17 protein-coding genes and 1 tRNA gene are annotated in these 14,442 nt (G+C 66.1%); 5 read left to right on the top strand and 13 right to left on the bottom strand.

Annotation, left to right across the window (positions count from 1 at the left end; translation table 11 throughout):
* The first annotated feature begins 31 nt into the window (after window positions 1-31).
* Together GUY23_RS08725 and GUY23_RS08720 are read left to right on the top strand one after the other, a co-directional pair.
* Complete coding sequence (locus GUY23_RS08725) at window positions 32-430, top strand: RNA polymerase sigma factor sigma-70 region 4 domain-containing protein (RefSeq protein ID WP_166971518.1); 399 nt, start codon at window positions 32-34, stop codon at window positions 428-430.
* On the top strand, window positions 427-1,086 hold the full coding sequence (locus tag GUY23_RS08720; RefSeq protein ID WP_166971517.1) for a transcriptional regulator: 660 nt from the start codon (window positions 427-429) through the stop codon (window positions 1,084-1,086). Before GUY23_RS08725 ends, GUY23_RS08720 begins: the two co-directional genes overlap by 4 nt.
* Window positions 1,087-1,137: 51 nt before the next feature.
* On the opposite strand, the gene GUY23_RS08715 is transcribed toward GUY23_RS08720, so the two are convergent.
* Both GUY23_RS08715 and GUY23_RS08710 read right to left on the bottom strand, forming a co-directional pair.
* Window positions 1,138-1,491, bottom strand: a complete 354-nt coding sequence (locus GUY23_RS08715; RefSeq protein ID WP_166971515.1) for a DoxX family protein — start codon at window positions 1,489-1,491, stop codon at window positions 1,138-1,140.
* 118 nt (window positions 1,492-1,609) lie between these two features.
* Window positions 1,610-1,682, bottom strand: a tRNA-Ala gene (locus tag GUY23_RS08710).
* Between the two features lie 164 nt (window positions 1,683-1,846).
* Between GUY23_RS08710 and GUY23_RS08705 the strand changes: the two genes are divergently transcribed.
* Complete coding sequence (locus GUY23_RS08705) at window positions 1,847-3,058, top strand: NAD(P)/FAD-dependent oxidoreductase (RefSeq protein ID WP_166971513.1); 1,212 nt, start codon at window positions 1,847-1,849, stop codon at window positions 3,056-3,058.
* 46 nt (window positions 3,059-3,104) lie between these two features.
* Entirely contained in the window at window positions 3,105-3,821 is a 717-nt protein-coding gene (locus GUY23_RS08700) for an alpha-ketoglutarate-dependent dioxygenase AlkB (RefSeq protein ID WP_166971511.1), read from the top strand.
* 47 nt (window positions 3,822-3,868) lie between these two features.
* Here the strand turns inward: GUY23_RS08700 and GUY23_RS08695 are convergent, their stop codons facing one another.
* Genes GUY23_RS08695 through GUY23_RS08670 form a run of 6 tightly spaced genes read right to left on the bottom strand, consistent with a single transcriptional unit; the run spans window position 3,869 to window position 9,782 of the window.
* Complete coding sequence (locus tag GUY23_RS08695) at window positions 3,869-4,276, bottom strand: cation:proton antiporter (RefSeq protein WP_166971509.1); 408 nt, start codon at window positions 4,274-4,276, stop codon at window positions 3,869-3,871.
* Window positions 4,276-4,536, bottom strand: coding sequence for a monovalent cation/H+ antiporter complex subunit F (locus tag GUY23_RS08690; RefSeq protein ID WP_166971507.1), 261 nt, complete (start codon window positions 4,534-4,536; stop codon window positions 4,276-4,278). Before GUY23_RS08690 ends, GUY23_RS08695 begins: the two co-directional genes overlap by 1 nt.
* Window positions 4,533-4,910, bottom strand: a complete 378-nt coding sequence (locus tag GUY23_RS08685; protein WP_228282808.1) for a Na+/H+ antiporter subunit E — start codon at window positions 4,908-4,910, stop codon at window positions 4,533-4,535. Before GUY23_RS08685 ends, GUY23_RS08690 begins: the two co-directional genes overlap by 4 nt.
* Entirely contained in the window at window positions 4,907-6,424 is a 1,518-nt protein-coding gene (locus GUY23_RS08680; protein WP_166971505.1) for a monovalent cation/H+ antiporter subunit D family protein, read from the bottom strand. Before GUY23_RS08680 ends, GUY23_RS08685 begins: the two co-directional genes overlap by 4 nt.
* Complete coding sequence (locus GUY23_RS08675; RefSeq protein ID WP_166971503.1) at window positions 6,421-6,753, bottom strand: sodium:proton antiporter; 333 nt, start codon at window positions 6,751-6,753, stop codon at window positions 6,421-6,423. Before GUY23_RS08675 ends, GUY23_RS08680 begins: the two co-directional genes overlap by 4 nt.
* Window positions 6,750-9,782 carry a DUF4040 family protein gene (locus GUY23_RS08670; protein ID WP_166971501.1) on the bottom strand — a complete coding sequence of 1,011 codons (3,033 nt, stop codon included), beginning with the start codon at window positions 9,780-9,782 and terminating at the stop codon, window positions 6,750-6,752. Before GUY23_RS08670 ends, GUY23_RS08675 begins: the two co-directional genes overlap by 4 nt.
* Before the next feature lie 112 nt (window positions 9,783-9,894).
* On the opposite strand from GUY23_RS08670, the gene GUY23_RS08665 reads away from it, so the two are divergent.
* Window positions 9,895-11,034, top strand: coding sequence for a glycosyltransferase family 4 protein (locus tag GUY23_RS08665; protein ID WP_208085525.1), 1,140 nt, complete (start codon window positions 9,895-9,897; stop codon window positions 11,032-11,034).
* Between the two features lie 12 nt (window positions 11,035-11,046).
* On the opposite strand, the gene GUY23_RS08660 is transcribed toward GUY23_RS08665, so the two are convergent.
* The 5 genes from GUY23_RS08660 to GUY23_RS08640 are packed head-to-tail and all read right to left on the bottom strand — an operon-like array spanning window position 11,047 to window position 14,432.
* Entirely contained in the window at window positions 11,047-11,646 is a 600-nt protein-coding gene (locus GUY23_RS08660) for a histidine phosphatase family protein (protein ID WP_166971500.1), read from the bottom strand.
* Window positions 11,643-12,050 (bottom strand): ribosome silencing factor, encoded by a 408-nt coding sequence (rsfS, locus tag GUY23_RS08655; RefSeq protein ID WP_228282807.1) that lies wholly within the window; start codon window positions 12,048-12,050, stop codon window positions 11,643-11,645. The genes GUY23_RS08660 and rsfS overlap by 4 nt, the downstream gene beginning before the upstream one ends.
* 37 nt (window positions 12,051-12,087) lie before the next feature.
* Entirely contained in the window at window positions 12,088-13,671 is a 1,584-nt protein-coding gene (locus GUY23_RS08650; RefSeq protein ID WP_166971496.1) for a hypothetical protein, read from the bottom strand.
* Complete coding sequence (gene nadD / locus GUY23_RS08645; RefSeq protein ID WP_166971494.1) at window positions 13,664-14,269, bottom strand: nicotinate-nucleotide adenylyltransferase; 606 nt, start codon at window positions 14,267-14,269, stop codon at window positions 13,664-13,666. The genes GUY23_RS08650 and nadD overlap by 8 nt, the downstream gene beginning before the upstream one ends.
* Window position 14,270: 1 nt before the next feature.
* Window positions 14,271-14,432: a hypothetical protein gene (locus GUY23_RS08640; protein WP_166968546.1), complete on the bottom strand. Its 162-nt coding sequence runs from the start codon at window positions 14,430-14,432 to the stop codon at window positions 14,271-14,273.
* Window positions 14,433-14,442: the final 10 nt, after the last annotated feature.

Here is a 14,442-nt window from a genome sequence, read left to right as displayed (position 1 = left end):
ACATTATGTTGACAGTATGAGGATGTCTGTCATGGATAGCAAACACGCCCCCAACCCGAGTGGAAACACCGACCGTCGGGCGAATTCACCACAGCCGGACGCTCGCGGACTCCTTCTCGACAAAGGAGCAGATCAGCTGGAGCCGCGCCCCTGGCAGCACTACCCCGGCGGCTCGCCGACCGCCGCCGATCTGACGCAGTACGCCCTCTGGCGATCGTCCGAACTGACCCAGAATGAACTGCTCGGCGCGTTGTCACTCCTGCCGACCGCTCGTGCCGAGGCCGAGAGCGTGGAGATCGGTCTGCTGTTCGCCGCTCGCGCCGATGGGCTGACATGGGCGCAGATCGCCGAGGCCATGGGATTTCGGTCTCCGCAGGCCTGCCAGCAATACGTGAGCCGGCTCAGCGCGAAGCAGGACACCCGACCATGACTCGACTGTCCTCACCTGATCTCATGGTTCTTCACGCCGTCCGACTTTTGGGATTCGCCGACTTCGACGCTGTCGCGCAGCGCGCAGGGGCCCGGGACTCGGAGGTGATCCGTGTGCTCAGCGTCGCGGAACGCAAAGGCTGGGTGCAGCACGCCGAGTTCGCCGACCTCGGCGGTTGGTCACTCACTGATGCGGGCAGGGTCGAGAACGAACGACTGCTCGCGACAGAACGTCAGGACGCAGATCCGAATGGCATCGTGCAGGATGTCTACCGCGCGTTCCTGCCGCTCAACGCTCGTCTTCTCAAGGCAGTCACTGACTGGCAGATCAGGCCGAGCCAGGCAGACAGGTTCGCGCCCAACGACCATGCCGACGGCGTTTGGGACGCACGTATTCTCGACGAACTCACGACGCTCAATGTGCTCCTCGCTGCGCAGAACGAACGTCTGACCGAGATCCTGCCGAGATTCGCCGACTATGCGTCCCGATTCGAGTCTGCACTGACCCGAGCGAAATCCGGTGAACTCGACTTGATCGACAAGACCGACCGGGATTCCTGCCACCGCGTCTGGTTCGAGCTGCACGAGGATCTTGTTGCTACTCTCGGCGTTGACCGCGGAGGCGAGTACATCTCAGAGGCCGATTCGGAACCCTGATTGCGAAGCCCGCAACGAACCGCGGTGCACACCGGTGGACGGCACCGAACCTCAGTCCTCGGTGGCCGCACTCACCGACATCCACACCAGCGGGATCTGCAGCGGCAGCCGAGCGATCGCGATGGCGCGGGCCCTGGGTTCGTCCCAGTGTTTGACCACGGTATAGATATTGGCAGGGAACACCCCGACCATCAGTGCTGCTGAGGCCATTCCTCCGAGTCGCCGAGTGGCAGGCACTGCCAGGAGAGCGGAGCAGCCGACCTCGGCGACACCGCTGGCGTAGGTCCAGAATCGCGGGTTGCCCAAACGAGGAGGCACGATCGAGTCGAAGGGCTTCGGCCGAATGAAGTGTGTGATCCCTGCGGCTCCGAGGAGTCCGGACATGATTCCGGTCTGGATCTTCATCGCTGGTCCACCTCCGCAGCTGACGCGGCCACCTCTGTCGATGACGTGTATTCGTGCCGCTTCCACGGCGGCACCCGGCCGATCAGACCAGGACCGTTTTTTGCGCCAAGGACTATTGTGGAGCTTAGGGGAATCGAACCCCTGACCTTTTCATTGCGAACGAAACGCTCTACCAACTGAGCTAAAGCCCCTTGCGGAACATAAGCTTACGCCTTCACCCGGGCGCTGACCAAAACGACGTCCACACCCTCCGACCCGCGCTCCCACCTGGGGCCGAACCCTCCCGGGCTCCCTGGCCACTGTTCGCTTGCCCGAGTACAGTCGGGACTGAGTCCCCTCAACGAAAGGACGTGTTATGGCAGAGGAATTCGGAACCGTCATCATCGGTGCTGGCATCGGCGGCGGTACCGTCGTCGAATCGCTGCGGGACGCCGGCTACGCCGGTTCGATCGCGCTGGTCGGTGCCGATCCCGCCGCACCGTATTACCGGCCCGACCTGTCGAAGAAGGTGATGCTCGAGAATTCGGATCCTGCCGACTCGGCGCTGCGCGGCGAAGACTGGTACTCGGCCCACGATGTGACCACGCTCTTCGGCACCGCTGTCACCGCGATCGATCCGGCGGCCCAGACGGTGACGCTCGATGACGATCGACAGCTCACCTACGGACAGGCGATCCTCGCCACCGGCTCCACTCCCCGCTCGCTCGACGTGCCCGGCGCGCAGCTGGGCAACATCCACACTCTCCGCGATGCCGGTGATGCGGTGGCCATCCGTTCGCAGTTCGGCGACGGCAAGAAGGTCGCCGTCATCGGCGGCGGCTGGATCGGACTCGAAGTGGCCGCGGCAGCGAAGACCCAGGGCTGTGATGTCACGGTCATCCTGCATTCCGATGCTCCCCCGCTGGCTTCCGTGCTCGGTGATGAACTCGGCGAGTACTTCGAGCAGCTGCATTCGTCGAACGGCGTGAACTTCCTCAAGCAGGCGGATACGACCTCCTTCACCGGGACCGATGCCGTCGAATCCGTCGAGACCAGCGCGGGGAGCGTTCCTGCCGATCTCGTCGTCGTCGGCATCGGAGCGGACCCTTCCGTCGACCTCGCCGCCTCGGCGGGGCTGACCGTCGACAACGGCGTGATCGTCGACGAGCAGATGCGCACCTCAGACGGCAGCATCCTGGCCATCGGTGACATCGCGAACGCGCAGAACGTCCTCAGGAGCGAACGACTTCGAGTCGAGCACTGGGACAACGCGGTGCGCCAGGCCGAGGTCGCCGCCTCGACGGTCAGCGGCGGTTCGAAGGTCGAGGACTGGCAGCCGTACTTCTACACCGACCAGTTCGACCTCGGCATGGAGTACGTCGGCCTCGGCAGCGCCGACGACGAGGTCGTCATCCGCGGCGACAAGTCCAGCGGCGAGTTCATCGTGTTCTGGCTGCGCGGAGGCATCGTGACCGCGGCGATGAACGTCAACGTCTGGGACTACGGCGATGAGCTGCGCGCGCTCATCGGCAAGGAAGTCTCCGCCGAGCGTCTGGCTGATGAACAGGTGGCCGTCGGCGACCTCTGATCGGCACGGCACATCGGGTGAGACCCGCTCTGGCATCCTGGTAGACATGGATTCGCTCTTCGCCGATGAGGCATTCGACCGCCGGCCGCAGATCCTCGCCCCGGGCGCGGTCTGGGTCCCGGGGTTCCTCTCTCCCGAAGCACAGACGTGGATCATCGACCGGTACGCCGAATGGCAGTCGGGCCCGGTTCCACCACATGCGACGACGATCGCCGGGCACCCGATGAGCGTGAGAACGATCGGACTCGGATGGCATTGGCGTCCGGGCCGCTACGACCGACGGGCCGTCGACGTCAACGATCAACTCGTCCTGCCGTTCCCTGATTGGATGACCCGACTGGGACGACAGGTCCTGCAGGCCGCGAACACGGTCGTCGACGACGAGCTCCCAGTGGGCACGGCCGCCGACTGGGGATTCGCTCCCAGTGCCTACCGTCCTGACGTCGCTCTCGTGAACTACTACGACGAACACGCGAAGATGGGCATGCATCAGGACAAGGACGAATTCGATCCCGCACCGGTCGTCTCACTGTCCCTCGGAGATACCTGCCTGTTCAGATTCGGCAACTCAGATAACCGCAACCGCCCCTTCGACGATCTGAGGCTGGCGTCCGGGGACGCCTTCGTCTTCGGCGGTCCCGCCCGCTTCGCCTATCACGGGGTGAGATCGATCCAGCCGGGAACCGCACCTGAGCACGGACGGCTCGACCACCTCGGCGGCGGCAGGATCAACATCACCATGCGCACCACCGGCCGGGACTGAGTCCGCGGGATCAGCCTTCGTCTGCGGCCGGGACTGAGCCGACGTGATCAGCCTTCGTCGGCGTCCGGGTCGACGACGGCATCCGGATCGACGTCGATGACGCCCGTCGGCGGGTGAGCCAACCGGTTCGGGTTCGTCTTGCGGTACACAGGCTGTCCGGAGAGCACGGTCGAGCGGGCGAGCGTGTTACTGGCCACCGAGGACACGATGATCAGACACAGCACGGCGACGACGGCCATGAGCAGCGACGGCCACGAGAAGCCTGTCGAGTACAGGTCGAAGACGTAGGCGGCGGCCACGATGAGCGGCATGCCCAGGCCGGTGGCCGGGGAGAACACATTGATCCGTGACAGGGCGTCGCGGACCCGGAACATCGCCAGCGCGGAGGCGAGCAGCAGCAGCGAACCGGTGATCCCGAAGATCCCGACGAGGACGGTGGCCAGTGTTTCGCTCATCAGCGGTGCCCCCTGGTGAGGATGCGCGAGAGTGCGATCGTGGCGAGGATACCCACCATCGAGGCGAGGAACACGACGTCGATGACGATCGAGGAGGACACCGCGATGCCGAGCATCGTCACGATCGCAATCGACGAGAAGTAGATGAGGTCGGAGACCACGGCGCGTGACCCCTGGTCGCGCGCCGTCAGCACCCGGATGAGGCCGATGATGATGGCGGCGGCGAGGATGATCGCACAGATGCTGACGACGATGGTCATGACCGGTCCCCTTCGCTCTCGGTCTGCGTTCCCGGGGCCCGTCCCCTGGTCATCGCAAGCAGACGTGTCTCCATGTCGATGAGCCCGGCGAGTGCGGCTTCTTCGGAGTCCTCGAACAGAGCATGGACGAAGATCACCGGCGGACTCGCCGAGGTGCCCGCGGCGATCGCCGTGACGAGGGTGCCGGGCGTGATGGTGATCGAGGAGGCGAAGAGAGTGACTTCGAGGTCGGTGGCGCACCGCATCGGCAGCTCGACGATCATCGGTGCGGCATAGTCGGTGCGCACCAGTCGGGCGACGATGGTGAACGAGCCGGTGAGGACGGCCCAGAGGATGTAGGCCACGTAGCCGATGCCGTGGATGATGCGCATCATGGAGTCATCACCGCCTCGATGTAGTCACTGTGGTCGAGCAGGCCGTCGGCGGCCCGGTGGGTGATGTCGAGCAGCGGCTCGGGGAAGGCGAAGAGTGCCACGGAGAGTGCGATCATGATCGTGGCGGGCACGAGCAGGCGAGCGGGGATGCGCACGCTGCGCATGATGGGTTCGGCGGGTGCCCGGCCCGTCTCGGCCGAATCGGGTCGGTAGCTCTGCATGGGCGGGCCCCAGAACGTGTTGCGCCAGGTCCTCTGCAGAGCGAGCAGGCTGATCAGTGCGCCGAGGACGATGGCCGCCACCAGGGTCCAGCCGAGGCCGCCGCCGGTGTCCGTGGCGGCGGTGATGAGCCCGACCTTGCCCCACAGCCCCGAGGTGGGCGGCAGTCCGATGAGGGAGAAGAGCCCGAGGATCATCAGCACGCTCGCCCACCGTTCGCGTGAGGCCAGTCCGGTCAGTTTCGTGAACGATCCCGTGCCGTAGGTCTGTTCCACCGCGCCCATGATGAGCAGGATTCCCGACATCGTGATCATGTGGTGGATCATATAGAACGCTCCGGCGCCGAGGGCGGCCGAGGTGAGCAGGGTGACGCCGAGCAGGATGTGCCCGACTCCGGCGGTCATCTGGAAACCGAGGACGTTGCGCACGCGGCTCTGCCCGAAGCCGGAGACGGCACCGACGAGGATGCTGGCGACGGCGAGGACGAGCAGAACACTCACCCACGGTGCCGGTTCGCCGTAGATCGTGGTGCAGATGCGGTAGATCGCGTACAGCCCGACCTTCGAGTGCAGGCCGGAGAACAGGGACATCATGCCCGCCGAGGTGTTCGGATAGCTGCGCACGAGCCACCCGTGGAACGGTGCGCCTCCCGCCTTGATGAACAGGGAGAGCAGCACGATCCCCAGTGCCAGACCCGCCTGCCCGGTGGGTGTGCCCATCTGCGCGAGGACGGCGAGGTTGACCGTGCCGGTGGCGCCGTAGACGAAGCCGACGCCGATGAGCAGCATCGTCGAGGTGAGCAGGTTGACCATGACGTAGATGCGGCCGATGCCGAGCCTGCGCCACGTGCCGGTGACGGCGATGAGCGCATAGGCCGGCAGCATCATGACTTCGACGAAGACGAAGAAGTTGAACAGATCCCCGGTCAGCAGGGCGCCGTAGACGCCGGTGAGCATCATCAGGATGAGCGCGGGAACGAAGCGGTACTGGTCCTCGCCGGTGGTGATGAGGAACAGGCAGCTGATGAGGGCGACCAGGGAAGTGAGCACGAGCATGAGCGCGGTGAATGTATCCGAGACGAACACGATCGCCAACCCCGGCACGTAGTCGCCGACCGAATGGGCGATGACCGGGGTGTCGCGGTGGAGTCCGAGGAGTCCGATACCGCTGCTGCCGACGAAGAGAGGAACACCGAGCAGCAGCACGCGGTCAAAGGTGCGGGAGGTGATGAGCACGCTCAGCGCCGAGGACAGCAGCGGGATGCCGATGAGCAGAAGCAGCAGTGCGGAGCTCATGAGTCACGCTCCTCTCCGGTCTCGGGATTGCGCTTCTGGTCATCGTCGTGGCCGAGGACGGCCAGGGCGAGCATGAAGATCGTCACAGCCAGGGTGATGACGATGGCGGTGAGCACGAACGCCTGCGGCAGTGGGTCTGCGGCCGCCTCAAGGCCGCCGCGCCCGGCCAAAGGTTCGCCCCTCCAGGCGCCGACACCGGCCGAGAGGAGGATGAAGTTCGCGGCGTGGGAGATGAGGGTGAGCCCGAAGACTCCCCTGACCATCGACCGCTGCATCATCAGGTAGACACCGCCGGTGGTGAGGACTCCGATCGTGAGTGCGAGGATCATGGCCTCTCCTCCCCGTCGGTGGGCGGATCCCCACGGAGGATGTGTCGCGATCTCGCTCGCACCTTGTGCTCGGTCGAGGCCTCCGACCTCCGTCGGCTCTGCTCGGGTCGTTCCCCGCGGATCGCATCCATCGGGCCGGCGAGTTCACCGTAGAGGAGTTCGTCGGCGCGTTCGCGAGTGCGTTCGACGTCGCGGCGGATGATGCCGTTGGTGAGCACATCGTCACCGGCCGGCGTCGCGGCCGAATCCGAGACGCCGAGGATGTTGAACGACAGCAGCATGAGTCCGAGCACCGCGAGGTAGACGCCGACGTCGAAGAGCATCGACGTCGTCCAATGCTGGCCCGCGAAATCCGCATGCAGCGGCTCGAGGAAGGACCCGGCGAAGACGAGGCCGAGGATTCCTGTCACCACGGCTGTGGCCACGCCCGAGCCGATGAGGTAGAGAGGTGCGCGAGGTGGACCGATCGCGCGGTCCTTCGCCGTCGACAGATAGGCGAGACCGATGACGGCCGAACCGACGAGGGCGGCGATGAAGCCGCCGCCGGGCGAGTTGTGCCCCCGCCAGAAGATGACGAGCGAGGTCACGGCCAGAAGCGGTCCGAGGACTTTGATGGTCAGCTGCAGCGGGACGACATTCGGCCAGGCCTCGTGGACGGCGCGATAGGCCGTGGTGCCCTTCGGCCGGATCGACACCCACGGCGGGCGCGGAGGTTCAGGGATGTTCTCCGCCGGCGGATCGATGAACTTGTCCTTGACCGTCGACATCACCGCGACGATGGCGATGCCGGCCATCCCGAGCACCGTGAGTTCGCCGAGGGTGTCAAGCGCGCGGAACTCCACGAGGATGGTGTTGACGATGTTGTGACCGCCGCTGATCTCCGGTGCCCGATCGAGATAGTACCGGCCGAGGTCGGAACGTTCCCGCCGTCCGTTGAGTACGAGCGTCAGCGCGGTCACCGAGGCTCCCACGAGGATCGCGAAGATCAGCCGGGGGCTCTGCTGTCTCTTCGGGTAGCGCCAGAAGGACCGCGGCAGCTTCTGCAGCACGAGCATGATGACGATGATCGTCATCGCCTCGACGAGCAGCTGGGTCAGCGTGACGTCGGGGGCGCCGAGAGCGAGGATCTGCACCGTGGCCAGGATCCCGACGGCAGACAGCGCCACGACTGTGGTCAGGCGCGAATGCGATGAGCACACGACGAGGACGGCGACCGTGATGAGGATGAGGAGGATGATGTCGACCGGTCGGCTCAGCCCCTCCTGGAGTCGCGGCAGATCCGCGTACACGGCAGGGATCGCAGCGAGGGCGAGCAGGCTCAGCCCGGCCAGCGACATCGCGAGATACGGTCCGGAGTTCGCCGGGCGCACGAACGCCGAGAGTCCGTGCCCGAGGCGGCGCAGCCCCGAGTCGAGCCCGTCGATGACATCGGCGCCGTCGAAGCCAGGGGTGGCGCGGTGGAAGAACGCGAACACCCGGGACCGGCGGAGGATGATGACGATGCCGATCGCGATGATGAGCACTGAGGCGAACAGCTCGATGGTCAGACCGTGCCACAGAGCCAGGTGTACGGCGGAGTCCGCGGTCGGGATCGCCGCGGTGACGACCTGGTTGAGCGGGGTGTCGAAGACGAAGAGCACGAAGCTCAGCGGGATCGACGCGAGGATCGGCAGCGCCGCCGCACCGAGCATGACCGGTGAGCCGCTGTGGATCCGCTGCGGCTCCGGTTCCCGACCGTCGATGAAGCTGCCCCACACCGTCTTCGCGCAGTAGGCGAAGGTCAGCACGGAGGCGCCGACGGCGACGAGGAGGGCGATCCATCCGCCCCAGGCCCCACCGGGTGCATCGCGCAGCGCGGTGAACAGGGATTCCTTCGAGACGAACCCGAGCAGCGGCGGGATCCCGGCCATCGACGCGCAGCCGATGATCATCACGGCAAACGACACGGGTGCGGTGCGCATGAGTCCCGGGATCCGGGCGAGGTCGCGGGTGCCGGCGAGGTGGTCGACGACGCCGACCATCATGAACAGTCCGGATTTGAACAGCGCGTGGGCGATGACGTGGAGGGTCGCGGCGGCGATGGCCGCCTCGGTGCCGACTCCGATGACGGCGGTGATGAGGCCGAGCTGCGAGACCGTCGAATAGGCCATGAGCTTCTTCACGTCGTGCTGGTTGAGTGCGAACCAGCCTCCCAGGCACGCGGTGATGAGCCCGGCGACGATGAGCAGTGCGTTCCACGCGGGTGTGGCGTGGAAGGTCGGTGAGAACCGCAGCATGAGGAAGATGCCCGCCTTGACCACGGCGGCGGCGTGCAGGTACGCGGACACGGGTGTGGCCGCAGCCATGGCGTCGGGCAGCCAGGGGTGGAACGGGAACTGTGCGGACTTCGTCATCGCCGCGATGCCCACGAGCAGGGCGACGAGCGTGGTCACGGCCGGCTGGCCAGCCCATACGGGTGAGCCGATGGCGTCACTGAGACGGGTCGTGCCGGTGACGGCGATGACCACTCCGGTCGCGACCAGCAGGCTCAGTCCACCGATGAAGGTGAAGAGCATGGTCCGCAGGGCTGGCGCCTGGCCGGGTGATCCGGAGCGGGCGATGAGGAAGAACGACGCGAGGGAGGTGAGCTCCCAGCTGACGAAGAGCACGAGGATGTCGTTGCTGAGCACGAGCGCGACCATCGAGAAGGTGAAGATCACCATCAGCCAGTAGAAGCTCGTATTCCGCCCGTGTGGCAGATAGCTCGTCGAATACGCGAACACGAGCGCACCGATGATCAGCGCGATGTAGGTGAAGATCACGCCGATGCCGTCGGCGCGCAGCGCGAGATCCACGCCGAGGCTCGGAATCCACGGATAGGAGACTTCCGGAGTGTTCCCGGCCATCACCTCGGCGGCGGTGGGAGTGAACAGAGCCGCCACACCCAGATAGGCAACGGCCAGCGGCCAGCCGCTGGCCCGCCCGGCGATGCGGGTGAGGAAGGGTGTGAGGATGACGAGCGCGGCAAGTGCGATAATGGTGAGGATCATGACCGGGCCTCAGCGGCCGCGGACACAGGTGACGGTTCCTTCACTCATTGATCCTTCATCGCGATGTGCGCAGACAGACTTTCGAAGAATCACACTATCGACTCGGAGTTCCATGAGCAAAAGCACAATCAGGTCCCAACAGGCGCGACGGCTGTCGGTGTTCTTCGATGCGCGCTTCACTCGCACGACGCATCACGATGGGATCTCCCGCTACGGATCGTGTCTGCTGGCCGCCCTTCTCGAGGCCGTCGAGGGCACGGAGATCGATGTCACGGCCATCATCAGCGATGAGGCGCAGCTCGCGCTCCTCCCCGACTGTCGGTGGGTCAGGCTGAGCGATCCCACCTCCCCCGCCGAGGTGGCGATCGCCGGCCGACTCAATGCGCTGGGCGCCGACGTCGTGTTCTCCACGATGCAGACCATGGGGTCGACCGGCCGCCGCTACGGACTCATCCTCACCATCCACGATCTCATCTACTATTCCCATCCGCAGCCTCCAGCAGACCTGCCGCTGCCGATCCGACTGCTGTGGCGCGCCTACCATCTCAGCTACGGGCCGCAGCGGCTGCTGCTCAATCGCGCCGATGCCGTCGCCGCCGTGTCGGAGACGACGAAGGACCTCATCGAGGACCACCGGCTGACGAAGCGCCCGGTGCAGGTGGTGTCGAATGCCGCCGAGGTGCCCGCCGCGCAGCCGCGCACCGTGAGCCGTCATGATGCGCAGAAGCTCATCTACATGGGTGCGTTCCTGCCGTACAAGAACGTCGAATCCCTCATCCGGGCCCTCGAGCACCTGCCGGGCTGGACCCTGCACATCGCCAGCCGGATCGAGGGCAGGCGGGAAGCGCAGCTGCGTGCGCTCATCCCCGATCGGGCGCGAGTCGTCTTCCACCGCGGAATCAGCGATGAAGACTATGCGACGCTCCTCGATGAGGCGACCGCACTGGTGACGGCGTCGAGGGAGGAGGGTTTCGGTCTGCCGGTCATCGAGGCGATGGCCCGAGGAGTGCCCGTTGCGGTCTCGGACATTCCGATCTTCCGGGAGATCGCCGCCGAGGCTGCCGTCTACTTCGATCCCGACGATCCGGCCTCGATCGCCGAGGCGGTGCGTGCGCTCACGGACGAGCAGGTGTGGGAGCGTCATTCGGCGGACGGGCGTGAGCGCTCACAGGCCTTCGACTGGGACTCTTCGGCGCGTTCCCTCATCGAACTCATCCGCTCGGTCGCGGCGCAGCGGGAACAGCGGGGCTGACGGGGATGCGCCTCAGCGCAGCGTCGTGCCCCAGCTGCGCAGCACCCATCCGCGTTCGGAGAATCCGAATTCGCCGTGCCCACAGTTGCCGAGGACTCCGATCCGACCGGTGCCGGTGAGTCCGAGGAGGATCTCGGCGGCGCCGCGCAGCACGGCACCGTGGGCGACGATGGCGATCGTGTCGACGGTCGACTTCTCGACGATGTCGGTGATGGCCGCGGCGACCCGGTGTCCGGACTCGGACCGCGATTCACCGCCCGGGGGTGCGACATCGGCCCCGGAGATCCATTCGGCCAGCTCATCGGGCCAGGTTTCGGCCACCTCGGCGCGGGTCGATCCTTCCCACTGCCCGAACGCGGTTTCACGCAGCCGCGCGTCGCGGACTGTTGCGATGCCGACGATGTCAGCCAGCTTCTCGGCGGTCTCCGCGGCGCGGGAGAGATCGGAGGCGACGATGAGTTCGGGGCTGAGCTCGGAGAGACGTCGAGCCGTCTCTTCGGCCTGCCTGCGGCCGGTGTCGTTGAGCGGGACGTCGGTCTGTCCCTGGAAACGTCCCTCGACGTTGCAGTCGGTCTGGCCGTGGCGCCAGAACAGAACCGTCTTCGCGGTCATCGGGGTGCGTCGGCGCTGGTCTCGTCAGAATCCTGCTCGCCGGGCTCCTGCAGCTGGAGATCGATGACGGGTACGTCCTTCCACAGCCGTTCGAGCGCATAGTATTCGCGCTGTTCGGCGGAGAAGACGTGGACGACGATCTCACCGAAGTCGAGGAGCACCCAGTCGCCGCCGCGGCCTTCGCGCCGCAGCGGCGTGAGGTCGTGTCCGCGTTGGACCGCTTCTTCGACGGCGTCGATGATCGCGCCGATCTGGCGTTCGTTGTCGGCGGAGACGATGAGGAACGCATCGGTGATGTAGAGCGTGGAGCTCACATCGAGTCCGATGATGTCGGTGCCGAGCTTGTCGTCCGCGGCTTTCGCGGCGGTTCTCAGCAGTTGGGTGGAATCGGCGATCTCGCTCACAAGATCCTTTCGCATGGATGCGGGTGTGGAGGTGTCATCAGAGGAACATGACGAGGGCGATGACGATGAGTGCCAGGGCGAAGAACGCAGCGACTCCGAGAACGATGTACGGCATCTTCGAGGGCTCTTCGCCCATGAGGATCTGCCCGTCGTGGCCGGTCACCGAGCTCGCCCTGATGCGGTTGCCGGGAGGATTCTCGGTCTCTTCGTCCTCGTAGTCGGAGTTCGGCAGCGCCCAGGCTTCGGGCACCGCGTCCATCGGACGGGTCTCCGGATTCGCTGCGAGAGCGCGGGCGGCGTCGTCGGAACCGGTCGCGGCACCGTCGTCGGTCGCGGACCGGCCGGTGGCCGCACCATCGCCGGCAGTCGGAGTCGACGGCGCGGCGTCCGCGGACCGGTTCGAGGGCGAGTTCGGTGCCGAGCCGCGGCTGTCATCGACCTCAGGGATCTGCGCCGAGGCGGCGGTGACGACCCGCACGCCCGAGGTCGACGGGGGCTGGACGATCGGCATCCGTCGCGACCGGGAGGCCGGCTCGGCATCGTCGGCGTTCGGAACCGCAGCGGAGTCCGGTGTCGACTGCTGGGCCGATGTCGGCTGCAGGGTCGAAGATGCTGAGTCGTCGGCCGAACCGCTGGATCTGGCGGGCTCTGCACCGCCCTTGTCGGCGGTGGCCTGCGCCGCCGCCTCCGGCTCTGCGGAGGTCGAGCTTGAGCGGTCTTTCGGGTCGGTGCCGTCGAGCGCCGAGTACGGCATCGACAGCGCATCATAGGGTTCGTCGTCGAGGGTCGTCGGGCGCGGCGCGGAGGTCGGGGTCACCGGAGCTTCGAAGTCACGTGCGGCGACCTCGTCGGAGGCACCGCCGAAACCGGCGGCGTCATAGGATTCGTGCTCCGTCTGGGCGGGGTCGGCAGCCGGGGCGGCAGCCTCCGTCTTCTCCGCCGTCGTCGCGGCCTTCGCATCCGCGGCCTTGGTGCTCGTCGAGACCCTCTTCGACGGCTTCTTGCCCGCCGACGGCTTCGCCTCAGGCGCTTCGGCAGCGGAGGTCTGCTGCTCACCGGGAGCCGACGACGAAACGGCAGCGTCGTCGTCGCCGGTGGATTCGACGACTTCGGGCACAGGGCCGGTGAGTCGACCCTCCGCGGCGGCCTGGCGCTCAGCGAGTTCCTGTTCGTCAGCGACGACGGGCATCGCGCCGGTGGACAGGTCGCCGTTGAGTGAGAGTCCGTGTTGTTTGAGGTAACGCTTCTTCTCTGCCCGCGACTCGAAGTGCGGCAGGGGCGTGCGCTGCGGGTCGAGGCGATCCTCAGCCTGGACAGGAGGACGCGTCTCGACGGGATGGTCGGACGCCAGCGCTCCGCGTTCGTGGCTGGTCCGCGGTGCGGGGTTGGGGTCGATGCGCGAACTCCGGCCGTCGTCTGATGCGTCCGACTCGTCCCCGGATGCTTTCGCGCGGGGCACGGCGTCCGGTTTCTTCGGAGGCAGCGGACTGAGGAGGTCGGCTCGAGGGTTCGGAGCCTCATTCGGCTGCTCAGGAACCTCTTGTGCTTCGAACGCCTGTTCCGCCGCCAACCGTTCGGCTTCCCGCCTCGCTCGACGTGACGTGAACTGCTCCTCAGCCATTCTCACTCCTGTACAACTCGTATTTCGCGATGTACTGCACGACTCCGTCAGGTACGAGGTACCAGACGGGCGCACCATCCATCACCCGTTGTCTGCAATCCGTGGACGATATCGCCAGTGCCGGAATCTGCACGAGGCTCAGCCGATCCACCGGCAGTCCCTCGCCTCGGAGTTCGTGCCCCGGACGACTGACCCCGACGAAGTGCGCCAAGGAAAACAGCTCATCCACATTCTTCCACGTCAGGATCTGAGCCAAAGCGTCCGCGCCGGTGATGAAGAACAACTCCGTCTCCGGACCGTAGCTGCGGGCGAGGTCGCGCAGCGTGTCGATCGTGTAGGTCGGACCGGGCCGATCGACATCAGCCCGGGAGACCGTGAACCTCGGATTCGAAGCCGTCGCGATCACCGTCATCAGGTACCGGTGTTCGGGGCTCGTGACCTCTTCGACATCCTTCTGGTAGGGGCGCCCGGTGGGAACGAACACCACTTCGTCGAGGTCGAAGGTCGCTTGGACCTCACTGGCCGCAACGAGGTGGCCGTGGTGGATGGGGTCGAAGGTGCCGCCCATGACACCGACTCTGCGTCTGTGCTCTGCCATATCAGTGGCGGTGCGAAATGCCCTTCCACGACCGAGTCACAATGCCCATCGTGAGGAAGATCGCCAGGGCGGTGAGTCCGAACCAGATCGGATCCATCGGCAGCTCGTGGTGAGCGGCATGCTCCGCACCTTCGGCTGCGGCGGCCATAATGGCTGCGTTCACGTCATAACTC

It is taken from the genome of Brevibacterium atlanticum (assembly GCF_011617245.1).
GTDB lineage: Bacteria > Actinomycetota > Actinomycetes > Actinomycetales > Brevibacteriaceae > Brevibacterium > Brevibacterium atlanticum.
This window is presented reverse-complemented; position numbering and strand designations above follow the sequence as displayed.